General features: G+C 72.4%; 22 protein-coding genes and 1 pseudogene. 11 read left to right on the top strand and 12 right to left on the bottom strand.

Annotated elements, in window-relative coordinates; translation table 11 throughout:
- The first annotated feature begins 10 nt into the window (after positions 1-10).
- Positions 11-1,231, top strand: coding sequence for a DNA polymerase domain-containing protein (locus Phou_RS00745; RefSeq protein ID WP_173052603.1), 1,221 nt, complete (start codon positions 11-13; stop codon positions 1,229-1,231).
- Here Phou_RS00745 and Phou_RS00740 read toward each other — a convergent pair.
- Positions 1,183-1,680: a phosphotransferase gene (locus Phou_RS00740; RefSeq protein WP_486357955.1), complete on the bottom strand. Its 498-nt coding sequence runs from the start codon at positions 1,678-1,680 to the stop codon at positions 1,183-1,185. The two genes, Phou_RS00745 and Phou_RS00740, sit on opposite strands and share 49 nt — an antisense overlap.
- 170 nt (positions 1,681-1,850) lie before the next feature.
- On the opposite strand from Phou_RS00740, the gene Phou_RS00735 reads away from it, so the two are divergent.
- The 3 genes from Phou_RS00735 to Phou_RS52025 are packed head-to-tail and all read left to right on the top strand — an operon-like array spanning position 1,851 to position 3,363.
- Positions 1,851-2,396, top strand: a complete 546-nt coding sequence (locus tag Phou_RS00735; RefSeq protein ID WP_173052601.1) for an NADPH-dependent FMN reductase — start codon at positions 1,851-1,853, stop codon at positions 2,394-2,396.
- 5 nt (positions 2,397-2,401) lie between these two features.
- Positions 2,402-2,896 (top strand): alcohol dehydrogenase catalytic domain-containing protein, encoded by a 495-nt coding sequence (locus Phou_RS52030; RefSeq protein WP_246273106.1) that lies wholly within the window; start codon positions 2,402-2,404, stop codon positions 2,894-2,896.
- The gene (locus Phou_RS52025; protein ID WP_246273105.1) at positions 2,848-3,363 is read left to right on the top strand and encodes a zinc-binding dehydrogenase; all 516 of its coding nucleotides are present in this window, start codon (positions 2,848-2,850) and stop codon (positions 3,361-3,363) included. The genes Phou_RS52030 and Phou_RS52025 overlap by 49 nt, the downstream gene beginning before the upstream one ends.
- Here Phou_RS52025 and Phou_RS00725 read toward each other — a convergent pair.
- Positions 3,353-4,671 (bottom strand): annotated as a pseudogene (locus tag Phou_RS00725) (MFS transporter). The gene Phou_RS52025 and the pseudogene Phou_RS00725 sit on opposite strands and share 11 nt — an antisense overlap.
- Before the next feature lie 177 nt (positions 4,672-4,848).
- Here Phou_RS00725 and Phou_RS00720 point away from each other — a divergent pair.
- The gene (locus Phou_RS00720; protein ID WP_246273104.1) at positions 4,849-5,265 is read left to right on the top strand and encodes a winged helix-turn-helix transcriptional regulator; all 417 of its coding nucleotides are present in this window, start codon (positions 4,849-4,851) and stop codon (positions 5,263-5,265) included.
- Here the strand turns inward: Phou_RS00720 and Phou_RS00715 are convergent, their stop codons facing one another.
- A complete protein-coding gene (locus Phou_RS00715) occupies positions 5,266-7,458 on the bottom strand; it encodes a M6 family metallopeptidase (protein ID WP_173052599.1) in 2,193 nt (730 codons plus the stop codon).
- 74 nt (positions 7,459-7,532) lie between these two features.
- Positions 7,533-9,332, bottom strand: a complete 1,800-nt coding sequence (locus Phou_RS00710) for a VanW family protein (protein WP_173052597.1) — start codon at positions 9,330-9,332, stop codon at positions 7,533-7,535.
- A gap of 128 nt (positions 9,333-9,460) precedes the next feature.
- On the opposite strand from Phou_RS00710, the gene Phou_RS00705 reads away from it, so the two are divergent.
- Together Phou_RS00705 and Phou_RS00700 are read left to right on the top strand one after the other, a co-directional pair.
- Positions 9,461-9,958 carry a DinB family protein gene (locus tag Phou_RS00705; RefSeq protein ID WP_173052595.1) on the top strand — a complete coding sequence of 166 codons (498 nt, stop codon included), beginning with the start codon at positions 9,461-9,463 and terminating at the stop codon, positions 9,956-9,958.
- 1,104 nt (positions 9,959-11,062) lie between these two features.
- Positions 11,063-12,448, top strand: a complete 1,386-nt coding sequence (locus Phou_RS00700) for a YibE/F family protein (protein ID WP_246273103.1) — start codon at positions 11,063-11,065, stop codon at positions 12,446-12,448.
- Here Phou_RS00700 and Phou_RS52020 read toward each other — a convergent pair.
- The 3 genes from Phou_RS52020 to Phou_RS00685 form a co-directional block, all read right to left on the bottom strand.
- Positions 12,350-13,414 carry a helix-turn-helix transcriptional regulator gene (locus Phou_RS52020; protein WP_246273102.1) on the bottom strand — a complete coding sequence of 355 codons (1,065 nt, stop codon included), beginning with the start codon at positions 13,412-13,414 and terminating at the stop codon, positions 12,350-12,352. The two genes, Phou_RS00700 and Phou_RS52020, sit on opposite strands and share 99 nt — an antisense overlap.
- A complete protein-coding gene (locus Phou_RS52015) occupies positions 13,393-15,090 on the bottom strand; it encodes an ATP-binding protein (protein WP_246273101.1) in 1,698 nt (565 codons plus the stop codon). Before Phou_RS52015 ends, Phou_RS52020 begins: the two co-directional genes overlap by 22 nt.
- A gap of 631 nt (positions 15,091-15,721) precedes the next feature.
- Positions 15,722-17,659: a pre-peptidase C-terminal domain-containing protein gene (locus Phou_RS00685; protein WP_173052591.1), complete on the bottom strand. Its 1,938-nt coding sequence runs from the start codon at positions 17,657-17,659 to the stop codon at positions 15,722-15,724.
- Positions 17,660-17,911: 252 nt separating this feature from the next.
- On the opposite strand from Phou_RS00685, the gene Phou_RS00680 reads away from it, so the two are divergent.
- The 3 genes from Phou_RS00680 to Phou_RS00670 are packed head-to-tail and all read left to right on the top strand — an operon-like array spanning position 17,912 to position 19,257.
- Positions 17,912-18,187: a hypothetical protein gene (locus Phou_RS00680; protein WP_173052589.1), complete on the top strand. Its 276-nt coding sequence runs from the start codon at positions 17,912-17,914 to the stop codon at positions 18,185-18,187.
- 25 nt (positions 18,188-18,212) lie between these two features.
- Positions 18,213-18,584, top strand: a complete 372-nt coding sequence (locus Phou_RS00675; RefSeq protein WP_173052587.1) for a VOC family protein — start codon at positions 18,213-18,215, stop codon at positions 18,582-18,584.
- A gap of 34 nt (positions 18,585-18,618) precedes the next feature.
- Positions 18,619-19,257, top strand: a complete 639-nt coding sequence (locus Phou_RS00670; RefSeq protein WP_173052585.1) for an SRPBCC family protein — start codon at positions 18,619-18,621, stop codon at positions 19,255-19,257.
- Here the strand turns inward: Phou_RS00670 and Phou_RS00665 are convergent.
- The gene (locus tag Phou_RS00665) at positions 19,236-19,631 is read right to left on the bottom strand and encodes an MmcQ/YjbR family DNA-binding protein (RefSeq protein ID WP_173052583.1); all 396 of its coding nucleotides are present in this window, start codon (positions 19,629-19,631) and stop codon (positions 19,236-19,238) included. The genes Phou_RS00670 and Phou_RS00665 overlap by 22 nt on opposite strands.
- Before the next feature lie 177 nt (positions 19,632-19,808).
- Between Phou_RS00665 and Phou_RS00660 the strand changes: the two genes are divergently transcribed.
- Positions 19,809-20,372, top strand: coding sequence for a carboxymuconolactone decarboxylase family protein (locus Phou_RS00660; RefSeq protein WP_246273100.1), 564 nt, complete (start codon positions 19,809-19,811; stop codon positions 20,370-20,372).
- A 39-nt stretch (positions 20,373-20,411) separates the two neighbouring features.
- Here Phou_RS00660 and Phou_RS00655 read toward each other — a convergent pair whose 3' ends face one another.
- The 4 genes from Phou_RS00655 to Phou_RS00640 form a co-directional block, all read right to left on the bottom strand.
- Positions 20,412-20,693 carry a hypothetical protein gene (locus Phou_RS00655; RefSeq protein WP_173052579.1) on the bottom strand — a complete coding sequence of 94 codons (282 nt, stop codon included), beginning with the start codon at positions 20,691-20,693 and terminating at the stop codon, positions 20,412-20,414.
- 493 nt (positions 20,694-21,186) lie between these two features.
- Positions 21,187-21,495, bottom strand: a complete 309-nt coding sequence (locus tag Phou_RS00650) for a cupin domain-containing protein (RefSeq protein ID WP_173052577.1) — start codon at positions 21,493-21,495, stop codon at positions 21,187-21,189.
- Complete coding sequence (locus Phou_RS00645; RefSeq protein ID WP_218578571.1) at positions 21,496-22,221, bottom strand: GntR family transcriptional regulator; 726 nt, start codon at positions 22,219-22,221, stop codon at positions 21,496-21,498.
- Between the two features lie 237 nt (positions 22,222-22,458).
- Positions 22,459-23,421: a hypothetical protein gene (locus tag Phou_RS00640; protein ID WP_178134948.1), complete on the bottom strand. Its 963-nt coding sequence runs from the start codon at positions 23,419-23,421 to the stop codon at positions 22,459-22,461.
- Positions 23,422-23,433: the final 12 nt, after the last annotated feature.

Here is a 23,433-nt window from a genome sequence, read left to right as displayed (position 1 = left end):
GAGTGGTGACATGGCGAAGCCCGAGGTCATCGAGGTCGCCGGCCGTGAGGTGACGATCACCCACCCCGACAAGGTGGTGTTCGCGGCCGGCGGCCACACCAAGCTCGACCTGGTCCACTACTACCTCGCCGTGGCCGACGGCGCGCTGCGCGGCGTGCTCGGCCGGCCGATGGTGCTCAAGCGGTTCGTCAAGGGCATCGACGAGGAGGCGTTCTTCCAGAAGCGGGCGCCGACCAAGCGGCCCGACTGGATCGAGGTGGCCGAGCTCAAGTACGCCTCGGGCCGTTCCGCCGAGGAGGTCGTCGTCCGGGACGCCGCCGGCCTGGCCTGGGTCATCAACCTCGGGTGCATCGACCTCAACCCCCACCCCGTGCTGGCCGAAGACCTCGACCGCCCCGACGAGCTGCGCATCGACCTCGACCCGGTGCCGGGCGTGGAGTGGCGGCAGATCGTCGACGTGGCGATGGTGGTCAAGGAGGTCCTGTCCGACCACGGGCTGACCGGCTGGCCCAAGACGTCGGGTTCGCGCGGCTTCCACATCAACGCCCGCATCGAGCCGCGCTGGCTGTACCGGGATGTCCGCCTCGCCGCCGAGACCGTGGCCCGCGAGGTGGAAAACCGCGCGCCGGACCTGGCCACCAGCAAGTGGTGGAAGGAGGAGCGGCAGGGCGTCTTCGTCGACTTCAACCAGAACGCGAAGGACCGCACGGTCGCCTCGGCGTACTCGGTGCGCCCCGTGCCGGACGCGCGTGTCTCCACGCCGCTGGCCTGGGAGGAGGTGCCGGACTGCCGGCCGGAGCGGTTTACGCTGCCGGTGGTCCGCGAGCGGTTCGCGGCGGGCGGCGACCCGTGGCAGGGCATGGACACGGCGTACGGCAGGCTCGACGGCCTGCTCGACCTCGCCAAGCGGCTGGGACCGGCGGAAAAGCCGCCCAAGGGCACCGGCCGCCGCCAGTCCACGATGCCGCTGATCGAGATCGCGCGCGCCAAGACGAAGGACGAGGCCCTGGCGGGCCTGGAGCGGTGGAAGGCCCGCCACCGGTCCACAGTGGACAAGCTGGAGCCGGCGGACGTGCTGGTCGACGGGATGCGGGGCCGCAGCTCGCTGTGGTACCGGATCCGGGTCAACCTCCAGCACGTGCCGGAGGGGGAGCGGCCGGAGCAGGAGCCGCTGGAGGTCGACTACGACCCGTGGGAGGGCATGCGCCCGCCCGGCTCCGCCGAAGACTGACCGACCAGCGCGGTGAGGCGCCGGGCCCGCGCGAGCACGCCGGGAGCGTCGAGGGGCCGGTGCCGGGGCGGGCCCAGACAGCGGCACAGCTGGCGCAGGCCGAGCAGCACCGCGCTGCGGATGATGGACCGCCCGTGGCCGTCGGGCAGCGGCTCTACCCGGCCGTAGCCGCGCAGCAGGGCGGGCAGCAGGCTCGCCTCGTCGTACAGCAGGAAGTGGCCCAGGTCGAACGCGGGCTCGGCGCCCCGGATCTCGCCGAAGTCGATGAGGCCGCTGTAGCCGCCGCCGGCGCAGAAGATGTGGGTCGGGTCGAAGTCGCCGTGCGCGAGGACGGCGTGTGGCAAGGGCTGTCCCCGCTCCTCGTCGATCAGGGCCTCGATCGCGCGCAGCGTGCCGTCACTGAAAAGCGCGCCGAGCGGGCCGGGCCACGGTCGCGGCAGGAACTCCACGAGGTACGCGCCGTGGTCCGGGTGCTGCCCGGTGAGCGGCCAGCCGGGACCGCCTCGGTGGCGACGTCGGGCTTGCGCATCGCGGTACAGCCTAGGACCGCGGTCCGGCCAGGCTGGAGGTCGGTGGCGCGCCTCTTCGAATCTCCTATCTATCCGATAGAGTAAGTAGCATGGCTGAGCTTGTTGTTCTCGTCGGCAATCCGCGCCCCGCGTCGCGGACCCGCACCCTGGCCGAGGCCGCCGCCGACGCCCTCACCGCCCGCCTCGCGCCGCTGTCCGGGCGGGCCGTCCTGGAGCTGGCCGACCTGGTCGGCGTGACGTTCACCGCGGAGCCGGCGCGGGGGTCGGGGGCGGTCGAGGACCCGTTCGCGGTGGTGCGGGAGGCGCGGCTGCTCGTGGTCGCCACACCCGCGTACAAGGGCACCTACACCGGCCTGCTCAAGGTCTTCCTCGACCAGTTCGCCGCGGGCGCGCTGTCCGGTGCCGTGGCCGTGCCGGTCGCGGTGGCCGCGTCGCCGGCGCACCTGGGCTCGGTCTCCGCCGCCCTGGCCGACCTGCTCGGCGAGCTCGGTGCGCGGCTGCCGGTGCCGCCGTTCGCGGTGCTGGAGTCGGCGCTCGCGGCCAACGGTGGCGCGGGCGACCTGGCGGATGCCTGGGCGCAGGAGCACGCCGCCGCGGTCGCGGGCGCTCTCGGCGTCGCCGCGTCACTAGGCTGACCACTATGGACACCATCCAGCTGGCCGCGCAGGGCGGGCCCGAGGTGCTGACACCGACTGAGCTGCCGACGCCCGAGCCCGGCGACGGTCAGGTCCTGGTGCGCATCAGCGCGGTCGGCGTCAACTTCGTCGAGATCTACCAGCGCAGCGGCCTCTACCCGGTGCAGCTGCCGCTCGTGCCCGGCTCGGAGGGAGCCGGCGTGGTCGAGGCGGTCGGGCCGGGCGTCACCGAGCCCAAGATCGGCGATCGGGTGGTCTCCACCAACCTCGCCGGCGCCTACGCCCAGTTCGCGCTCGCGCCCGCGCATCGCGCCGTGCGGGTCCCGGACGGCGTGACCGACGAGCAGGCGGCGGCCGTGCTGCTGCAGGGCATGACCGCCCACTACCTGCTGTACGACAGCTACCCGGTCAAGGCCGGCGACACGGTGCTGGTGCACGCCGCCGCCGGGGCATGGGTCTGCTGCTCACCCAGCTCGCCACCAGCCTCGGCGCGCGGGTGATCGGCACCGTGTCCACGCCCGAGAAGGAGGAGCTCGCCCGCGCCGCCGGCGCCGCGGAGGTCATCGGGTACCGGGGTGTGGCCGAGCGGGTCCGCGAGCTGACCGGTGGCGCCGGCGTCGCCGCCGTGTACGACGGGGTGGGGCGGGACACCTTCGACGACAGCCTGGCCAGCCTCCGGGTGCGCGGGACGCTGGTCCTGTTCGGGTACGCGAGCGGCCCGCCCGCACCCTTCGACGTCAACCGCCTGCAGGCCGGCGGCTCCCTGTCGCTGACCCGGCCGTCGCTGATGCACTTCGTCGCCACGGAGGAGGAGCTGCGCCGCCGCGCCGGCGACGTGCTGCGATGGGTCGCCGACGGCACCCTGAAGGTGACCGTCGGCGCACGCTACCCGCTCGCCGAGGCGGCGCGGGCCCACGCCGACCTCGAGTCCCGGCGCACCACCGGAAAGCTGCTGCTCATACCATGACCGCCTCCCGCTCCTCCTGCGTGCGGGGAGCGCGGCGGCGCAGCCCGACCGCCATGACGGCCGCGCCGGCCAGTGCGGCCACGACCGGCACGACCAGGGCCGCGCGGTACCCGTCGAGCTCCCGGCCGGGCTCGGTGACCGCCACGTTGACGGCCGTGACCAGGGCGAGGCCGAGCGCGCTGCCGAACTGGAAGGACGAGTTCAGCAGCCCGCCGGCCACGCCCTGCTCCGCCTCCGCGACCCCGTCGGTGGCGGCGATCGTCAGCGGACCGTAGGCCAGCGCGAACGCCAGGCCGGTCAGGATCAGGGTCGGGAGCATCATCGGGTACGTCCAGTCGGTGCCCAGCGGCAGGAAGAGCGCGTACGCCACGGCCGCCAGCAGGAAGCCTCCGAAGATCACGCGCACGTTGCCCCACCGCTCGACCAGCCGCGGCGTGAGCGTGGGTGCGAGCACCGAGTCGATGCCGACGAGCATCAGCGCGAGGCCGGTCTCCACTGTGGACCACTCGCGCAGCTCCTGCAGGTACAGCACGGTGACGAACTGGAACCCGAAGAACGATCCGGTCAGCGCCATCGCACCCAGGTTGGCGCGCACCAGCGGGGCGGAGCGCAGCAGGCCGAGGCGGACCAGAGGCGCCGCGGAGCGCCGTTCGATCGCCACGAACGCGAGCAGCAGCGCCGCGCTCGCGCCCAGCGTGGTGGCCGTCCAGCCGAGGTGCACGTCCGGCGCGCGCACGACGGTGAGTACCACCAGCAGCATCGCGGCGGTGATGGTGACGGCGCCGGCGAGGTCGAAGCCCTCGCGCCGGTCCCCGCGGGTGGCGGCGACGCGGGGGATGAGGCGCACACCGGCGACGAGGATCGCGGTGGCCAGGATCACCGGCGCGAAGAACACCCACCGCCAGCTCGCCGCCGTCAGCAGCCCGCCGACGAACATGCCGAGCGAGAAGCCGCCGGCCGCGGTGCCCGCGTACACGAGGAGGGCCTTGTTTCGCATGGGCCCCTCCGCGAATGTCGTCGTGATGATCGAGAGGCCGGCCGGCGTCATGAACGCGGCCGCGACCCCGGTCACGAACCGGGCGGTGATCAGCACCCACCCTTCCTGCGCCAGCCCGCCCAGGCCGGAGAAGAGGATGAACACGCCGAGGCAGACGAGGAAGACCCTCCGGCGCCCCAGAGGTCCGCCGCGCGGCCGCCGAGGAGCATGAAGCCGCCGTACCCCAGGACGTAGGCGCTGACCACCCAGGAGAGCGCGCCGGTGGACATGCCCAGGTCGGCGCGGATGGACGGGAGGGCGACGCCGAGCATCGAGACGTCGATGCCCTCCAGGAAGATGGCGCCGCAGAGGACGAAGAGGACCGCCCAGGCCCGTCTTGTCGGTTGTGTCGTCACGTGTCCCGCTCCCAGTTACTCGAATGCTTGTCGGTTCCCTCTTGTAACCATGAGAATCCTGCGGCAACATCAGGAGTCGTGGAAGAAGGCACTTTGAAGTCACTCAGTCGCTGCGAGGTCACCGACGACGCCGGCGACTCCGACCCCTTCCAGTGGGACACCCGGGAGGACTGCGAGGTCCGCCAGATCCTCGACCGGGTGGCCGACAAGTGGTCGCTGCTGGTGATCGCGCTGCTGGAGCGGCGCACGCTGCGCTTCACGGAGCTGCGCCACAAGATCGACGGGATCAGCCAGCGCATGCTGACCGTCACGCTGCGCCAGCTCGAGCGCGACGGCCTCGTCGAGCGCACGGTCTACCCGGTGGTGCCCCCCAAGGTGGAGTACGCGCTGACCGACCTCGGCTGCACGCTGCACGAGACCATCAAGTCGCTGGTCACCTGGACCGAGGAGCACCAGGAGGAGATCGCCGCGGCCCGCGTTGCGTACGACCGCCGCGCCGCCGACCAGTAGCTAGCCGGCCGCGCTCTGGCCGCCCGGCTGGCGTTCGCCGTTGACCGTCAGCGTGTACGGGGCGTACTGGCCGATCCGCTCCGTCGGCTCGTCGTACGCGACGACCGCGACCACCCGCGGAAACGGCCGCAGCGCCGCGAGCCGCGCCGGGTCCAGGTCGACCGAGTGACGGCCGTCGATCTCCAGCTGCACCGCCATCTCGCGCTCGCCGTCGAGGCCGATCAGGCGCAGGTTCCAGTTGTGCACGGCGGTCGCCCGCACCTCGGTCGGCGAGTCGAAGCCGGCCACGCTCGCGCCGTCACTGACCAACGCGCCGCCGAGCCGCACGTCGTCGATGCGCAGGCCGCCCTCGTCGACGGCGCCGTCGCTGACGTAGCGGAAGCCGAGCAGCACCGTGCGGCCGGCGTACCGGGAAAGGTCGAACGTGTGCGGCACGAAGCCGCCGGTCGTCCCGGTCAAGGCCGGCCCCAGCGGACCCTCGACGGTCTTGTCCCCGGCCACCGGCGTGTACGTCTTCCCGCCGTCGGTGGAGACCGTCACGTACCCGTGGTCGAAGCCCTTCTCGGCGCCGTACTTGGCCAGCAGCCGCAGTGTCGCCCCGGGGGCCGGCACCTTCACCCGGGTGACCGCGGCGCTGTCGAGGCTGTCGCCGTCGCCCGACCACAGCACCGCGTCGCCCGGCCGGTCCGGGGCATCGCCGACGACGCTCCAGGTGAGGGGGAGCGGCGGGAGCGTGCGGGCGCCCTCGAAGCGCACCGAGCGCAGGTCGCGGCCGGGCACGGTGAGGGGCACGTAGTCGGCGCCGTTCGGCGCGGCGCCGGGCGTGGCGTTGATCGCCGGGTTGGCGGTGTTGACGGTCGAGCGGAGGCCGCGGGTGGTGACGCGGCTCTTCGCGACGCCGAGCACCCGCCACCGCGGCACGAGCCGGTCGAGCAGCACCATCGACTGGTAATCGTGCACGACCTCGTACAGGTCGCGTACGCCCTCGGCCTTCAGCGCCGCCGCCACGCTCGCCAGCCCCTGGCGCTCGCCGTCGCGGTGCAGCCGCGAGATGAAGCCGGTGCCGTAGCGGTCGTGGAGGAAGAGCATGAAGGAGTACGCGTTGCCGTAGTCGGCGAGCGTCGCGTTCGGGTTCGGGCTCTCGTCCCAGAGGGTGAGGGAGTTCTCCGGGCCGCCGCAGTCGCGGGGGTTGGTGTTGAAGTCGGTGCGGACCGTGCCGAAGCCCTGGAAGCAGAAGATGTGGCCGTCGGCGCCGCGCTGGGCGACGGTGGCGCGCGCGTCCGCGTACCCGGTGAGCGTCTGCGCGAAGTCGGAGAGGCCCTCGTTGACCCACGTGCTCTCGACCGCGTCGGTGTAGTGCTGCAGCAGGTGCTGCCACTCGTGCGCGAACGTGCCCTCGTACAGGTGGGGGCGGGCCGGCCGGCTGGTGCACAGGTCGCCGGTCGGCGCGCTCGGCGGGTTGGCACCGGTGCGGTGTGCCCAGTCGAACGCGTCGATCGTCATCACGTTGCGGTCGAAGAGGTCGTTGAGCTGCGCGGAGAAGAAGCCGGCGACGTATGTGGGCGCGGCCGGGAAGTCGTAGAAGTTGGCGTCGCGCACGTTGTCGACGAGCGTGACGGTGCGGTCGCCGGCGCCGGTGTAGACGCCGCCGTCACCGCTGGCGTCGGGGCCGAGGCGGGGCGCGGTGCCGTCGCGGTCCGGCGGCGTGCTGAAGGCGGCGGTCTCCTTCGGGTACATGTTCGTGTCGAACCGCGCGACCAGGTCGGCCACCTGAGCGCCGGTGACCTCGGTGCTGCCCGGCACGCGGGCGCGGCAGTCGCCGTCCGGGAAGGCGAGGTCGTCGGCGACCCACACCTCGATGTGCCGGCCGACGCCGCGCAGCGTGTAGTCCTTGCGGTAGATCTTGCCCTCGACGTCGTCGATGCCCAGCCACTGCCGCCGGGTGCCGACCGGTGGCGTGTCCGCGGCGGGCCTCGTGCCGGAGCGGGCCCGGGCCTTGGCGTCGTAGCGGCCGGGGGTGCGCACCGGCCGGCCGTCGAGCGTGAAGTCCTCGCGGGTCAGCTCCCGGACGTCGCTGCCCGCCGGCACCCCGGGGCTCGCCTCAGGACGCGCCGGCCCGGCCGCCGCGGGAAGGACCGACAGCGGTACGAGCACGGCGATGGCGGCGGCTGCGACCAGGCGGCGGCGGGCCATGGATCCCCCTTTGAAGACCGGACGAGTGGATCGTCACGGTGGGAGATCTTATTTCAGCGTATGTCCGATATGGTCTAACCGGGTTGTTTGGCGCAGATAAAGCGTGGTTCTGCCTGGTACGTCCAGCTGAACTTCTCCCGCTTCGTCTCCTTGCCGTCCTTGCGGAAGATCCGCCACGCGTCCTGGCTGAAGCCGGGCAGGCCGCTCGTCTCGATGCAGTCGGGGCCGGGCTCCAGGTACTTGGTCTGCGGCTGGGTGATGTTGCGCCGCGGCCCCCACTCGGTCTTGACGCTCTCGTAGATCTTCGTGCTCCAGATCGACACGGTGATCGTGCTCGACGTGTACGACGTGTCGATCAACACCCCGTACGGCGTGTTGTTGCGGAAGCGGAAATCCAGGTGCGGCGGGTAGATCGTCGACTCGATGACCGCGGGGTAGCGGCTGAAGTAGTACGAGTGCGGCTTGTGCTCCACGTCTTCGAGGCCCGCGTAGTACGTCGCGTTGAACAGCGTGGTCACGAACTGCGACACCCCGCCGCCCGCGCCCGGCACGAGCTTGCCGCCCACGATCGTCGGCGCGTCCTTGTACCCCTGCGGGTAGCTGCGCTCGCCCGTGTGCGTGTTCAGCGAGAACGTGGCGCCCGGCATCACGAACGCGCCCTTGGTCTCCTTGGAGACCAGCACGATGTTTTGGCTGCGGGGCGAGGAGAGGCCGCCGGGAAACTTCGTGGTGAAGGTCGAGACCTTCTCCTTGACCCCGAGCTTGGCGACGGCCTCCTCGGTGACCTTCGGCTTCGCGGTGGTCATCGTGCCGGCGACGGTACGGCCGTCGGCCTTGGGCAGCACGGACAGCAGATCCTTGCTCAGCGCGGCGGTGTCGAGTCGGTGGCCGTCGACGCCCGGCACGACCGCGGGCTTTCCCGCCTTGAGCGCGATGGTCGCGTCCTTGGCGGCGACCTCGACCTTGGCGAGCGGGCCGGCGAGCGCGGCGCGCAGCTTCTTCTCGTCGACCCTCGGGTTGATCTTGCCGCTCTTGTCGGCGGTGAGCACCAGGCTCTTCGCGATCGCGCTCGCCGGGATCGTGACCGCGCCGCGCTCGGTCGTCACCGTGACCGGGCCCGCGACCGCCGGCCGGGCCAGGTCGGCGACGAGCTTGTCGACCTCTTCGGACGTGGTCACGGGGTGCACCTCGACCAGCGGCACCGCCACCGGGTGGATGCCGAACCAGCCCTCGCGCAGCGCCTGCGCCGACTTTTCCGCGTCGAGGCCCTTGCCGGGCTTGGGGTAGGTCGCCTTCGGCGTGGTGCCGGAGAACGTGACGGCCGGCATCTTCATCGCCTGCGCGTCCTTGCCGAGCGCGCCGCGCAGCACCTCGTCGGCCTTGGCCGCGTCGACGGCGACGACCGGCGCCACCTCGCGCGAGCCGAAGAGCCGGCTGAACGGCCCGCCACCGCTGTCCGCCGCCGCGGCAACCGTCGCGTCGACGTCGACCGTGAGGCCCACGTCGGCCGGCTTGACCTCCACGACCCGCTCGCCCAGGCGCACCGGCAGCGGCGCCTCCAGGCGGTCGGACTTGCCGGCGAGGCCGGCGCGGAGGGCGGAGGCGGCGTCGGCCTTGCTCTTCGCGCCCAGCTCGATGCCGAGCACGGTCGTGCCGCGGGGCACCTCGCCCGCGTACCCGTAAGCGGCCGAACCGCCGACGGCGACCAGGACGGCGGCGGTGATCCCGCCCGCGAGGAAGATCCGCTTCCGGCTCCGGGCCGGTGCCTGCGGCGGGCCGAGCGGGTCGGCCCCGCCCGGCGCGGCCGGACCGCCGAACCGGGCGAACTGCACGGTCGGCGCCTCGTCGGCGAACTGTCTCGGTGGCTGGGTCACGCCGGCAGATGGTACGCGACCCGCGCCCCGCACGGGGCGACGTGCATCGATGGAGTACGGGCGGTGAGCGGCGGGTCACACCACGAAACCCGCGGGAGAGTGTCGTCGGGGGTGTTACGGTCCGCGGCATGGTCATCCGTGTGCCGTTCACCGGCGGTGAGAAGGAAAGCCTCCAGGCGAGCCTCGACCGCCACCGCGAGGTCGTGCTGTGGAAGCTGGAGGGCCTCGACGACGAGCGGCTGCGGCGCCCGCTGACACCGTCGGGCACCAACCTGCTCGGCCTCGTCAAGCACCTCGCGGCGAACGAGTACGCGTGGTTCTGCGAGACCTTCGGGCGCGAGACCGAGCCGCTGCCGTTCGACGACGCCGACCCCGAGGCCGACCTGCGGATCGAGCCGGGGGAGACCACCGCCGACGTGCTGGCCTTCTACGCCCGCGCCCGGGCCGCGGCCGACAAGGTGATCGCCGAGGTCGAGCTGGAGGACACCGGCACGGCGTGGTTCGGCGAGGCGGTAACGATGCGGTGGGCTTTGCTCCACATGGTCGAGGAGACCGCCCGCCACGCCGGCCACATGGACATCGTCCGCGAGTTGCTGGACGGCGCTACCGGCGACCACCGCGACTAGCCGCTGCTCCAACGGGCGCGCCACAGCCGTTGCCGGGCCTGGCACAACCCGGCACGGGACTCTCGAAAGGGCCTGGTGCGGTGGCCACCACGGTCCACATCCCCGGTCACCGCACCGAGACCGTTGCCCCTGCGTGGCCTCGCTGCGCTGACCGCCCTCGCACACCTCGTCACCTCTCGATGCGAGCCGCCCAGGCGTGATCATGGCCTCAGCTGCGTCGGCCATGGCCTGCGCGGCAGTTTGGGTGATTTGTTCTTGCTTAACCATGATCACATGTGAGGACTCGGTCGGCCTGGTGAGCTTGTCGGCCTACCGGCGGCCCGGACCGGACCACCTGCGCTGCCGGGCTCGCGGGGACAGACCCAGCCGTGGACCGCGTGCCACTTCCTTGATCGAGGCCGTTGCGTCGAGATCGTGGTCGTTAGCTGCCCCTGGAGGGGCAGTGGCCGTCCACGATCTCTTCGATTCCCTCCTGCGCCGCCGCTGATCAAGGAATCTGCTGGGGTGCTGCGCGCGCCGCGTCCCGCGCTGAGCCAGGCCGAAGCCCCCAGGGGCGACGGCGAAGGACGAGTGGCGAGACCGTGCAACGGAGCGCATCACTCCTCAGCGCTCGCGGGGACAGACCGAGTCGTGGTGCTGGTCTAGATCTTGTTCATGCTGGCCCCGGGGCGGTAACCGTTCGGGAGATCTTCGACGGCGCCTTGGCCGTGCCCAGCCCGGGGTGCGACCTGCCGCGCCGTGAACGGGCCCACCGACCTCGACACCGACGGCATCGGGGTTACCGCAGCCGGCAACCGCACCTCGCTCCGCGGGCGCCTACACCCGCGCACGGACCGGGCGCACCCCCGTATCTCACTCGCGAAAGCAGGCACCCCGCCGCTCGGTGGCGCGAGCAAGGCCGGCGACGCGTGGGGTCTTGTCGCGCGGGGCTGGCAGTGGAGGCCGGGGGTCTCGGCGAGCGCCAAGCTCGCCGCCGGTCGGAGCGGTGCCCGCGGGAGCGAACGGTCCGCAGCTGGCACGGACCGGGGCAAAATACCCGCAAAGGAACGCGGCCCGGCGCCGACCCCGCGGCCTCACCCCGGCGCGGGACGATAGTTTTGCGCGATGGCTGATCTCGGACCCGGCGGCCACGCCCACTCGCACACGCACGGCGGCGACCGGCCGCACCACCAGCGGGCGGGGCGGACGGCGCTGATCGTGCTCGCCGTCGCGGCGGCGGCGACTGTCGCGGCGATGGCGTTGCTGTGGCCGCGTGGTGACGTGGGCGGCGACCAGGCGGCGGGGGAGGCGCAGGTCACGGGCGACGTGGTCGCGGTCGCCATCACGCCCTGCCCGGAGCTGCCCGACAGCCCGCAGGTCGTGCCGCGCGGAGGGCCGCAGGAGTGTGGCACCGTCACGATCAAGCTCACGTCCGGGCCCGACAAGGGGCAGCAGATCGAGACGGACAAGCCGCGCGGCCCGGGCTCGCCGGAGGTGGGTGAGGGTGACCATCTCACGCTGATCCACACCGAGGGTACGGCCAGTGGCGTGGCTTACCAGATCCTTGACCACCAGCGCGGCAATGGGCTGTGGGTGCTGGTGGTGGCGTTCGCGCTGGCGGTCGTCGCGTTTGGGCGGCTGCGCGGGCTGGCGGCGTTGGGTGGGTTGGCGATCACGTTCGGGGTGCTGCTGTTCTTTATCGTGCCGGCGATCCTGGACGGGCGTTCGCCGCTGCTTGTCGCCGTCGTCGGCTCGACGGCGATCATGCTGTCGGTGCTGTACCTGACGCACGGTTTCACGGTGCCGACGACGGTGGCGGTGCTCGGCACGCTCGCCAGCCTCACGCTCACCGGCCTGCTCGCGGCCGCCGCCACCGCCGCGCTGCACCTGACCGGGGTGGGCACGGAGGAGACGAACTTCCTGACGATCGCGTACTCCGACGTCAACATGCAGGGGCTGCTGCTGGCCGGCATCCTGATCGGTTCGCTGGGCGTGCTCGACGACGTGGCGGTCACCCAGGCGGTCACGGTCAGCGAACTGGCCCACGCCAACCCGGCGCTGTCGGCGACCCGCCTCTACCGCGCGGCGGCCCGCGTCGGGCGGGCGCACATCACGTCGGTCATCAACACGCTGGTGCTGGCGTACGCGGGCGCCTCGCTGCCGCTGCTGATCCTGCTCGCCGCCGGCAACGCGCGCCTCGGCGAGTCGCTCACGTCGCAGATGCTCTCCCAGGAGATCGTGCGCAGCGTGGTCGGCACGATGGGCCTGATCGCGGCGGTGCCGATCACGACAGCGCTCGCCGCCTTCGCCGCGACCCGCAAGCCCAAGTCCAAGCCGGCCGCGCCGGCCGCCGCACCCACGCCGCCCGCGCCGCGCCGGCGGCGTGGCATCGACGTCACCAGCGACGACTGGCTACCCGGCGCGGCCGACGACGTCGGCCACCTCCGTCCGGGACGACACGCCCAGTTTCCGGAGGATGTTGGAGACGTGCACGGCGGCGGTCTTCGGTGAGATGTACAGCCGGCGGGCCAGCTCGCTGTTGGTCAGCCCGTCGCTGATCAGCAGTGCCACCTCGCGCTCGCGCGGGGTCAGCGCCGCCGGCCCGGTGACCGCCGCGGGCGCGTCGGCCGGTGCCAGGCCGAGCATCGCCCGCGCCTGCTCCAGCTGGGCCACCCGCCACCCGCCCCACCCGGCGAGCACCCCCGCGGCCGCGTCGACCTGTGCGGTGGCCTCGTCGCGGCGGTCGGCGGCGAGCAGGCAGCGGGCGGCGCCGAGCCGCACCGTGCCGCGGGTCGGCGGCGGGAGGATGTCGGCGTCCACGATGGACAGGTACGCGGGGAGGGCCTCGGCGTGCCGCCCCCGCGCCTCGGCGAGCTGCGCGTCGACGAGCGTGCGGTAGGCGTCCCAGCTGCTGTCGTCGATCAGGCCGGCGGCCATCTGGTCGAGCCGTTCGAGCGGGAGGCCCAGCTCCAGCCCGGCGGAGATCAGGTCGTGCGCCATCGAGCCGCTGCGCCATCCCTGCTCGGCCGTCTCGGTCAGCAGCAGGTCCAAAGTGGACTCGGCGGTGGCGCGGTCGCCGCGGCGGCAGGCCAGATGGAACCTGAGGCCCAGCATCGAGGTGCGCGGCACGCCGGGCACGGCGGCGAGCTCGGCGACGACCCGGTCGACGTTGTCCAGCTCGCCGGCCTCCAGGTACAGCCCGGCCAGGAAGACGCCGTGGTAGTCGGCCCACCGGCCGCGCCGCAGGAAGCCTCGGTCCTGCTCCCGCCCCTCCTCCAGCGCCTCGATGCCGGCCTTGAGGTCGCCGGCGCGCATGGCGAGGCGGGCCCGCCCCTGGAAGTAGCCGGCGACGGCCAGCGACTCGAAACCGGCCCGCTCGGCGTCGGTGCGCATCCGCTCCAGCACCTCGGCGAACTCGGCCGGCGACTCGGGCGGCTCGCCCTGCACGAGGTTGCTCAGCGCGCGGGCGGCAAGCACCCACTCGCCGGCCTTCTCCGCCTCGTCGACGAGGCCGGAGAGGATCGCCCGCCCTCGGCCGCGCGGGCCGGCACCTCGACGAGCGCCGAGCCCTTTTCCACCAGCGCGGCGAGGCGCACCTGCGGCAGGTCGAACTCGTCGGCGAGCGCCATCGCCCGCTCGGTCCAGCGCAGCGTGGCCGGCAGGTCGTCGCGGAGCATCGAGGACTGCGCGACCGCGGTCATCGCGCGGGCCTGGTCGGCGCCGGGCGGCAGCTCTTCGATCAGCGCCTCGATGCCGCGCGTCAGGTCGGCCATCTCGTCCCACTCGCGCGACTCCCACGCGAGGCGGACCAGCAGGTAGTGCGACTCGGCGCGGTCGGTGGTGGTGGGGGCGCCGTCGCGCCAGCGCCGCCCGTACCGCACGGCGTCGTCGAGCAGCCCGGCCAGCCAAGCCGCGCGGGCGGCGGCGGACAGCAGCTCCGGGTCGTCCGGCACCTCCTCCAGGCCCATCTCGGCGAGCTGGAGGGCCTGGTAGGCGGAGCCGATCGACAGGTACAGCGCGGTGCCGCGGCGGGTGGCGGCCACCATGTCGTCGTACCGCCCGGCGCCGCGCGCGTGGTGGGCCACCATGGCCGGGTCGGACGAGCCGCCGTGCAGGAGCACGTCGAGCGCGGCCTCGTGCAGCCGGCGGCGCTGGCGGCCGAGCATCTGGTCGGCGATCGCCTCGCGGAACAGCGCGTGCCGGAACGCGAACTCGTCTTCGCCGGACTCCACGAGCACACCGCGCGTGACGAGGTCGCGCAGCACGCGGATCAGCTCGTCCTCGCTGGCGCCGGTGACGCCGGCGAGCAGGTCGAACGGGATCCGGTGGCCGAGCACCGCGGCCGCCTCCACCACGCGGTGGCTGACCGGGTCGAGGTCGTCGGTCTGGCGGCGCAGCAGGTCGGCGAGGCTCCACGGCAGCGGCTGGTCGACGAGGTCGTCGAGCTGGCAGCCGGGCATGCTGCGCAGCAGCTCCTCCAGGAAGAACGGGTTGCCGCCGGTGCGGTGGTGCAGCGCGGTGGCCGCGCGCATGGGCACGGGGCCGCCGGTCGCGGCAGCCAGCATCGCCGCCGTCTGCGAGGTGCTGAGCCGGTCGAGCCGCACGTGCGTGACCGTGTGCCGCCGCTCCAGGCGGGCGAGGAGGCCGGCCACCGGCTGGCGGCGGGTCACTTCGTCCGGCCGGTACGTGCCGACGAGCAGGCGCGGCCCGCGCTGGTCGGCGATCCGCTCGAACAGGGCGGCGCTCTCCGAGTCGGCCCAGTGCAGATCCTCGAACACGATCACGGCGGGCGCGTCGCCGACCAGGTCGGCGAGGATCGCGAGGCCGGTGTGCAGCCGCTCGACCGGGCTGCGCTTGGGGTCGGCGAGCGCGGCGAGATGCTCATCGTCGACCTCGGCCCGCCCGTCGATCGCGTCCAGCAGCACCTCGTAAGGCCGCGACAGCGAGCCGGGCTCCGCCTGCCCGACCAGGACCACCGTCTCGGGCGGCAACGCGTCGAGCAACTCCTGCACCAGCCGCGTCTTGCCGATGCCGGGCTCGCCCGCGACGACAGCCACCGCCGGCACGCGCGCCGACGCGAGCTGCGCCAGTCGACGCAGCTCGCGTTCGCGCCCGATCATCACCGGGCTGGCACTGCCACGGACGGCTCGCACGAGGCCAGCGTACCGGCGGGTTGGCCGCGCACGGGCGCCGCTTTCGGCCCGCGTCGCGCACGCCACGACCGCCGCGCGGTGGCCAGCAGACGCTCACGGTCAGCTTCGGCGACGAGCTCGCGGTGGCGGTCGTTCGCCATGGCCAGACCGAGATCCGGGTGCATCAACATTGTTCTCTCCCTTGTGGTTTCCCCTGCGATGTGTCCATCGTCGGCCGGCAGGTGGGTCCGCCACATCGGGAGCGCTTTCGTATCTTGGCCGCTCAGAGGGGCTTAGGCGGCGCCGGTGAGGGGCGTAAGGAGCCACTAGGTATACCTAGATCGCGACCCTTGGGTGCGGTCCGCCAGGGGGTCGGTGTAGGCACTGTGGCTGTGGTCGTCGATACGGTGTGGGTAGCTGTCGCCGAGCCGGGGCTGCCGGTCCGGGCCGCGGCTGGTGATCGCGGACGACGCGGTGTGCGCCGCGGTGACCGATGTGGGCGGCTGGACCGGTCGGTCACACCTGCCGGGCCGTGGGCGCGGTCACACAACAGGCCCGATGCAGCCGGCCGCGGGGAGCAACGGACCGGGGGCGGACAAGGTGCGGGCCCGGACGGCGTCCACCGCGACGCCGTCCGGGCCCGACAGATGGGCTAGCTGGTCACGCCGAGCACGACGCGGCTCTGCGTGTCCTCCGTGCCGGTGAAGCCCTCACCGGGGTTGAACTCGTCCTCGCCGAAGTCCACGTCGATGTCGTCACCGGTACCGCCGATGTTGTCCGGACCCACCGCGAACATGACCGGGAAGTTGCCGCCCTGGTCCATGAGGTTCGGGACGTCGTTGAACTGGTCGACGTGCCAGTCGCCGAAGAAGTGCCCCGCCTCGTGCGCGATCACGTTGCCGAGCGCGCGCCCGACGAAGGCCACCTTGTCGCTGGCCGGCGTGATGTACGTGTTCAGCGAGGCGTCGTCGCCGGCCGGGTCGCTCAGCACGTCGAGCAGGACCAGCGCGCTCTCCTCGGTCTCGAAGTTGCCGGGGTCGATGGTCTGCGCGACGCCGATCGTGGGGATGCCGGACTCGTCGATCGTGCCGCCGACGACGATGCGGCTCACGTTCGTCTGGCCGAACGTGTCGCGGTGGTCGCGGCTGTTCTTGATCTGGATCCGGAAGCGCCCGTTGAGGCCGCTGGCCACAAGGTCCGTCTTGAGGTTCTCCTCGACGGTGGCGAGCACGGCGTCGATCACCGCGTCCTCGTCGGCGCGGGTCAGGCCCCACCGGCCGAGGAACGCGCTGAACGGGCTCAGCGTCCGCACGCCCGGACCGCCGAAGATGGCGGTGTTGAGCCGCGCGCCGTCGAAGTCCAGGAAGAGCGTCTGCACCGGGGGTGCCTCGCTCTCCAGCGCCGGCCGGTACGCCTCGACGGTGATGTCGTACGAGCCGCCGCCGGAGGAGACCGCGACGTAGTGCCAGCCTGCCTTCTCGGCCACGTGGTCGACCACCGCGTTGCCGCCGCCGGGAAGCGGGGTGGTGGCGGGGAAGAGGTACGAGGCGTCCTGCGCCGAGCCCTGCACCTCGCGCGGCACCGTGTCCCACACGGACAGCAGCGTCGCGGCGCCGGTCACGGTCGCGCCGAGCACGTCACCCTTGCGCAGGCGCACCGCGAAGAAGTCGACGTCCGCCGCGCCGACGGTGATCGTGACGCCGTACGGGCCCTCGGTCTCGGCGCCGGTGCCGCTGGCGGAGTCGAACGGGTCGTTCGGCAGGGTCAGGAAGCCGGTGACGAACAGGTAGTAGTCGCCCGCCTCGCTGAACTGGAACGTCAGCAGGCTGTCGAGGCTGTCGCCGTCGTCGTCCGCGGTGGCGATCAGCTCGCCCTCGGCGTCGAACAGCAGCAGGATCGAGTCGAGCTCGCTGCCGGTGGGGGTGTCGATGTCGACCGTGAGGCTCTCGTTGGCCTGCGCGGTCAGCTTGTACACGTCGAAGTCGCCCGAGCCCGAGCCCGCGCTGCCGTGCGGACCGTCACCCACGACGCCGGTCGTCGTGATGCCGTCGACGGTCTCGCCGATGCCGGTCTCGCCGGCGAGGGGGATCGAGCCGTCGTCCTCCGCGTTCGGCTCGGTGTCGACGGCGGTCACACGCTCGGGCGAGAGGGTGCCGAGCACGCGGGCCTTGGGGTTCTGGCCGGTGTTCGTCCCGAAGCCCGGCACGCGCTGCGCGGTGGCGGCGGTGTCGTTGGAGCCGCGCACGCCGACCGGCTCGTCCTCGTCGACGAGGAGCGGCTGGACGGCCAGGGCCTTCTGCTGGGTGGTGCGCGCCTTGGCCCGCTCCTTGCCCTTCGCTGCCAGGTAACGGTCCCAGCCGGACAGGTCCGCCGCGGCGGGGTCTGGCAGCAGCGAAAGGTAAGGGTTGGCGCCCGCCGGTTTGGCGTTCGCCGTCTTGCTCTTCGCGGTCGCCTTGGGGGCGACCTGGAGCCCGTTCGAGAGTGCTTTCTTGGTGTCCACGTCCGGTTTCGCCCGCGCGGACGCACCGCCCGGTGCGATCGTGACCGCCGCCAGTAAGCAGGCAGCAACCATCGCGATGGTTCGACGCATGGTTCCCCCTCTGAGGTCTTCCGGCGCCGCACGCGGCCTCGCGTGTGCGCGACGCGTGAGCAGCGCCCGAAAATCGGACCGGCGTGGCCCCCGCCCCGCCGGCACCGGCGACCCTACCTACAACGGAGGCGAATAGATAGATCCATGAATGACCGTCGGATTTCCGTCGACTTTTTATCGCGCGGTCCGATGAGTTCTCGGCGGCCGGGCGGTCCTACTCCTCAAAGGCACGTTCGCGAGGAGGAGAGACCGATGAAAAGCACCGCCGACCTGCTGACCGCCGCCCGCGCCGAGGCCCTTTTCACCAGCCACCTGTCCGCCGCCGGAAACCCGTCCTACGCGGACGTCGACGCGGCCATCCGTACCGCGATTCGTGCACGCGGGGGCACACGTGGAGTGGCCGCGGACGTGGCCGAGGCGTACGGCGACCACCCCGAGACCGCCGCCCCGCGCATGCGGTGGGCGAGGTGCGTCGTGGACCAGCTGTACGGATCCCGGAGCACATGTGCCCCATCCGGGGCAAGATAGGTCACATTGGCAGGAGGGACTCACCATGTTCGGGAGCACGACGGCGTTCAGCGGCTTCTCGGTCGACGACATCCCGGCCGCGAAGGCGTTCTACGCCGACACGCTCGGCCTGCGGGTCACGGAGGAACACGGCATGCTCACGCTGCACATCGACGGCGGCGGTGACATCCTCGTGTACCCGAAGGAGAACCACACCCCGGCGACGTTCACAATCCTGAACTTCCCGGTCGACGACATCGACAAGGCCGTGGACGGGCTGGCCGCCCGCGGCGTGTCCATGACGCGCTACGACGGTTTCCCGCAGGACGAGAAGGGCATCAGTCGGGGCGAAGGCCCGCTGATCGCGTGGTTCACCGACCCGGCTGGCAATGTCCTCTCGGTGTTGCAAGGGTCTTGAGGCAGCCGGGCCGGCGCCTCCGGAAGGATGAGACATGACGGACGTACTCGACGAGCTCGCCGCCACGCACCGCGAAGTGGGGAAGGGGCCGCTCCCGGCCGGCGAGGGCGACGCCATCGTGCTGCGACGCCACTACGACGCGGACGTCGAGGACGTCTGGGACGCCATCACCACCCCGGAGCGGGTGGGCCGGTGGTTCCTGCCGGTGAGTGGTGACCTGCGGCTGGGCGGCACGTACCAACTGGAGGGCAACGCCGCCGGCGAGATCCTCCAGTGCCAGCCGCCGCGCCTGCTGCGGGTCTCGTGGCTCTACGGCGAGGACGCCCAGCGGGGTACCAGCGAGGTCGAGGTGCGGCTCTCGCCCGGCGCCGGCGGCGGCACCGACTTCGCGCTGACGCACACGGCGATCGTCGACGAGGAGTTCATGGCGACGTACGGGCCGGGCGCCACCGGCGTGGGCTGGGACCTCGCCCTCATGGGCCTCGCGCAGCACCTGGTCGGCGCCGAGATCAAGGACGCGAGCGAGTTCGAGGCGTCGCCGGAGGCCCGCGAGTTCAGCCGGCGCAGCGCCGCGGCGTGGGGTGAGGCCCACCTGGCCTCGGGCGCCGAGCCGGAGCGGGTGGCGGCGGCCGTGGAGGCCACGACCAAGTTCTACGTTCCGGAACCCGCCTGATACTCCTTGGCCAGGCGCTTTGGCGCCCGGGTCAGCCACGCCTCCACCACCAGCTCCTCCAGCTCGGCCACCTCGATGTGGTCGAGCCGGACGAGCACGGCCGGGTAGCCGTTGAAGTGCGGCGTCGTGAAGTACACCGCCGGGTCGTCCGCGATCAGCGCGTGCTTGGCGCCCTCGTCGGGCACGCGTGCACAGAGGACCGGACCGTCCGGGGCGGCGTCGCCGAGCGCGGCCAGGTCGCTCTTGCGCAGCGGCCGCTCCCAGACGAAGCCCTTCTCCTTCACCCGCCAGGTCAGGTGCCCTTCGCCGGACTCGTGCTCGTCGGTCTCCGGCAGCTCCAGCGCCAGCCGCCGCACGTCCTCCCAGCTCGCCATGGCGCAAACCCTAGAGGATCTTTTCGGCGGTTGTGCGTGGTCTGGCGGCCGAGGGTGGTTATGGGGGTGAACGTTAGGGCTCTTGGGGGTCCTAGGGGTATATCGTCATAGCTGGATGTTTCCGCTGATGCCGGGCGGTCCTTGGGAGGCGATGGCGGTTTGGTGAGGATCGCGCCGGTGGAGGAGCCGTATCCACCGAAGATCGAGGCCCTGTTCGCGCGCATGATCCCGCCAGGGCTGCCGCCTTTGCGGGTGCTGCGCACCATGGCCCGCAACCGCCAGATGGCGCATGCCATGACCGAGTGGATGGGGTACGAGCTGAGCACCGCCCTCAGCGTCGACCTGCGGGCTCGCGAGATCATCATCGGGCGGACCTGCGCGCTGTGCGGATGCGAGTACCAGTGGGGCCTGCACATGGCCGTCTGGTCGGAGCGGGCCCGCTTCACCGAGGCGCAGATGGGCTCGATCGCGCACGGCTCCAGCGCGGACGCCTGCTGGGACGAGCCCCGCGACCGCCTGCTGATGGAGCTCGCCGAGCAGCTCCACCACGACTCCGATGTGGACGACCGGCTCTGGGCCGACCTGCTCGTGTACTTCGACGAGGGGCAGCTGCTGGACCTGCTGGCCCTCTGCGGCTGGTATCACGCGGTCAGCTTCATCGTGCGCGCCGCCCGCGTGGAGCCCGAGCCCGGGCTGACTCGCTTCGAGGACGTCGCAGCCCCGTCGCAGGTCGACCGCTAGCGATCCTCCGCCACCGCTAGCGGCCGTGCTCCTGCGCCGCTAGGGTGTGGCCGCCGTCAGCGGGCCGCGCGGAGTGGGGATGCCGCGTGACTCGGCGAAGGCGGACTCCACCGCCTCGCGGGCCCAGCGCATGCGCGCCGCGGCCGCCTCCGGGTGGTCGCCGAACTCCTGCGCCATCCGGGCCAGGCATGCCGTCTCGCCGAGCCGGGAGATGGTGCGCGCCACGGCCGCGCGCACGTCGATCGGATTGGGGTGCTGTGAGTGTTGGAGGTCAGATGCGAAGAGCGCCTCGCACCTGCATGCCAGATCCACCTGATACATGGCTACTTCCCACCAATGCGCCTTCCGTCATGACCCTTCCGTCAACCAGAGTGTCGCCTTCAGGTATGACACTTTTTCTATACACAAGAGGCTCCAACACGCCGTCAAGTACGGCCGAAATTCGACAGTTCCGCCCGCACACGACCCGCCCGGTGCCGGCCTTCCCAAGATCGCAACAGCCCGCTATGCTCCGAAACCGAGATTTGATCAGATATCAAACCTTGGAGTGGAATCGTGAGCGACCGGAAGTCCAGCGGAGAAGGCAGCGGCGCGGGCGAAACCCTGCTGGTGGGCGGCTTGCTGCTAGCCTTCGCGGCTCTGGTGGGCGCGTTCCTCTACTTCGCGCTGGCCTGAGCGCTATCGGGGCCGCCTCGCCCCGTTGATCAGGGACCTCGTGGGTGGACACGCCGGGCGGCACGCCCGCCAACTCCCTGATCAACCGCGCGGCGCCCGCCCCCGGGCGGGCGCCGACCGCGCGGGCCCGCGCGCGGCTCTAAGCGGTCTTGAGCTCGACTATGCGGGCCACGTAGCGGGTTTCGCCGACGTTGGTCAGGGTGTGGGTGTCGCCGGCGGGGCGGAAGACGACGCTGCCGGTCGGCTCGGGGGCGTCGCGCAGCTGGCCGTCGACGGTCTCGACGAGGTTGATGGCGCCCTCGACGGCGATCACCAGGTACGGGTGCTCGTGGTGGTGCAGCGCCTGCGTCTCGCCCGGGCCCAGCATGACCTGCCACACCCGCACCAGGTCGTTTTCCAGGATGATGCGGTATCCGACCGGTCCGAGCTCGGGCTGCTGCTCCGTCACCTACGCGTCCTTGTCGTCCAGCCGGGTCATCTTCTGGATGACGCGGGAGCGGGAGTTGTGGATGTGCACGCGCAGCGCGTCGGCCGCGGCCACCGCGTCGCGGGCCATGCACGCCGCGAGGATCGCCTGGTGCTCGCGGTGGCGCTCGGCGGCCGCCTCGGGGCTGCGGGTGCCGGCGAACCGGTACCGCTCGCTGTTTTGCCACACCGGCTCCAGCGCCCGCAGCAGCCAGCGCGAGCCGGCCGCGGCGTAGATCGCGAAGTGGTAGTCGGTGTGCGCCTGCCGGGCCGCGGCCTGGTCGCCGAGCTGGCTGGCGCTGACGTGGCGGTCGAGCGCGGCGCGCGCCTTTTCGGTGTCGCGGTCGGTAAACCGCGGCGCCGCCCGCTCGATCGCGGTGATCTCCAGCAGCAGCCGCATCTCGTGGGTGTCGTGCGCGTCGTCGAGGGTGAGCTCGCGCACCCACGCGCCCTTGTGCGGCACGACCTCGACGAGGCCGAGCGACTCCAGCCGCCGGATCGCCTCGCGGACCGGCATCATGCTCATGCCGAGGCTCTCAGCGAGATCCGTGAGGCGCAACGCAGACCCGGCGGCGAGATCGCCGGCCAGGATCGCCTCGTGCAGCTGCGCGGTGGCGGCGTCGGCGAGCGTCCGGTGGGTGGGGGTGCCGGCCGGCCCGTCGGCATCGAGCCTCCTCGAAACAGCAACTATCAGAAGGGGAGTTGTCACGCACTGCCCAAGCGGCCCGATGCTACATCATGTCGCGCTGGGCACCGTTTCGAAAAATCTTGCCGGGCCGCGCCGGTCCCGGACGGCGACCGGCGCAGCCTGGACGGATCCTGACCATGAGCAGCCAAGATCCCGCCCCGGCGCGGGCCGGGGCGGGATCCACTGGTGACATTCCCGTTTAGACAGTGCTCGGGATCGGCTCCGCGGTCCCGGCCGGCGTCCCGGTCGCCGCCGGGCTCACCCGGGAGCGGCCGAGTGCCACGAGGACGAGGCCGACGATGCCGTACCCGGCCAGGATCCAAGCGGCCTGCCAGCCGCCCGCCCCGTCGAAGTAGGCGGTCGAGCGGAGCAGTGTCCCACCCGCGCCGACCGGCAGCCACTGGCCCACCTCGCCCCACGGCTGGGGAGCAGCTCCGGGGCGGCCGCGATGCCGGAGAGCGCGTTGCCGACCAGGAAGACCACCAGCACGCCCAGCGCCAGGCCGCGCTCGCCGAGCACGGCGCCCAGCCCGGCGACCGAGGAGGCGACGGCGAGGGTGAACAGGCCGATGGCGGCCGCGTTCAGCAGGTAGGTGCCGGGGATCACGCCGAGCCAGAACTGCAGCACCGCGGCCGCGGTGAGGCCGGCGAGGGCCGCGAACCCCAGCAGGCCGGCCAGGCGCGGGCGGCGACCCCGGGCGGTGAGGTAGATCGCGGCGCCGGCGAGCAGCGACGTGATCGCGAGCGGCAGGAACCCGCTGGCGAAGCCGGTGCCCCGCGCGTCGTCCGGGTCCAGCGGCACGACCTCGACCGTGCGCACGGGCTGGCCGCCGTTGAGCTGGGCGGATGCCTGGGTGAGCAGCGTCGCGACGGTCGGGCTGGCGGCCGGCGCGGTGTGCAGCGTGAGCCCGTCGGGTCCGACCACGAACGCGGCGTAGGCGTCGCGGTCGCGCAGCGCCTCGTCCGCCGCGGCGGCGTCCGCGAGCGTGGTGACCTCGAACGCGCCCGGCCGGGCGGCCTCCAACTGGCCGGCGAAGCCCTGCGCGGCGGGCGCGGGGCCGGCGACGACCACTGGCAGGTCGCGCGGCTCGAGGTGGGCCGCGGGGGCGCTGAAAAGCGGTACGAGCAGGGCCTGCAGCGCGACCACGCCGACCGCGATCACCAGGGCGAGGGCGGCGGGCGAGGGGCGGCGGCGGGTGGTGCCAACTCCCGGCTGTGCCATGACAACTCCTCA

Source organism: Phytohabitans houttuyneae, from assembly GCF_011764425.1.
Classification (GTDB): domain Bacteria; phylum Actinomycetota; class Actinomycetes; order Mycobacteriales; family Micromonosporaceae; genus Phytohabitans; species Phytohabitans houttuyneae.
The sequence above is the reverse complement of the archived record's forward strand: the minus strand, read 5'-3'. Positions and strand labels throughout refer to the sequence as shown.

Bases quoted from the DNA above. Each gene is read 5' to 3' on its own strand.
- Phou_RS52025 (WP_246273105.1), top strand. From the start codon at position 2,848: ATGGGTCTGCTGCTCACCCAGCTCGCCACCAGCCTCGGCGCGCGGGTG.
- Phou_RS00745 (WP_173052603.1), top strand. From the start codon at position 11: ATGGCGAAGCCCGAGGTCATCGAGGTCGCCGGCCGTGAGGTGACGATC.
- Phou_RS52030 (WP_246273106.1), top strand. From the start codon at position 2,402: ATGGACACCATCCAGCTGGCCGCGCAGGGCGGGCCCGAGGTGCTGACA.
- Phou_RS00670 (WP_173052585.1), top strand. From the start codon at position 18,619: ATGACGGACGTACTCGACGAGCTCGCCGCCACGCACCGCGAAGTGGGG.
- Phou_RS00715 (WP_173052599.1), bottom strand. From the start codon at position 7,458: ATGGCCCGCCGCCGCCTGGTCGCAGCCGCCGCCATCGCCGTGCTCGTA.
- Phou_RS00665 (WP_173052583.1), bottom strand. From the start codon at position 19,631: ATGGCGAGCTGGGAGGACGTGCGGCGGCTGGCGCTGGAGCTGCCGGAG.
- Phou_RS00685 (WP_173052591.1), bottom strand. From the start codon at position 17,659: ATGCGTCGAACCATCGCGATGGTTGCTGCCTGCTTACTGGCGGCGGTC.
- Phou_RS00680 (WP_173052589.1), top strand. From the start codon at position 17,912: ATGAAAAGCACCGCCGACCTGCTGACCGCCGCCCGCGCCGAGGCCCTT.
- Phou_RS00735 (WP_173052601.1), top strand. From the start codon at position 1,851: ATGGCTGAGCTTGTTGTTCTCGTCGGCAATCCGCGCCCCGCGTCGCGG.
- Phou_RS00655 (WP_173052579.1), bottom strand. From the start codon at position 20,693: ATGTATCAGGTGGATCTGGCATGCAGGTGCGAGGCGCTCTTCGCATCT.
- Phou_RS00700 (WP_246273103.1), top strand. From the start codon at position 11,063: ATGGCTGATCTCGGACCCGGCGGCCACGCCCACTCGCACACGCACGGC.
- Phou_RS00705 (WP_173052595.1), top strand. From the start codon at position 9,461: ATGGTCATCCGTGTGCCGTTCACCGGCGGTGAGAAGGAAAGCCTCCAG.
- Phou_RS00640 (WP_178134948.1), bottom strand. From the start codon at position 23,421: ATGGCACAGCCGGGAGTTGGCACCACCCGCCGCCGCCCCTCGCCCGCC.
- Phou_RS00675 (WP_173052587.1), top strand. From the start codon at position 18,213: ATGTTCGGGAGCACGACGGCGTTCAGCGGCTTCTCGGTCGACGACATC.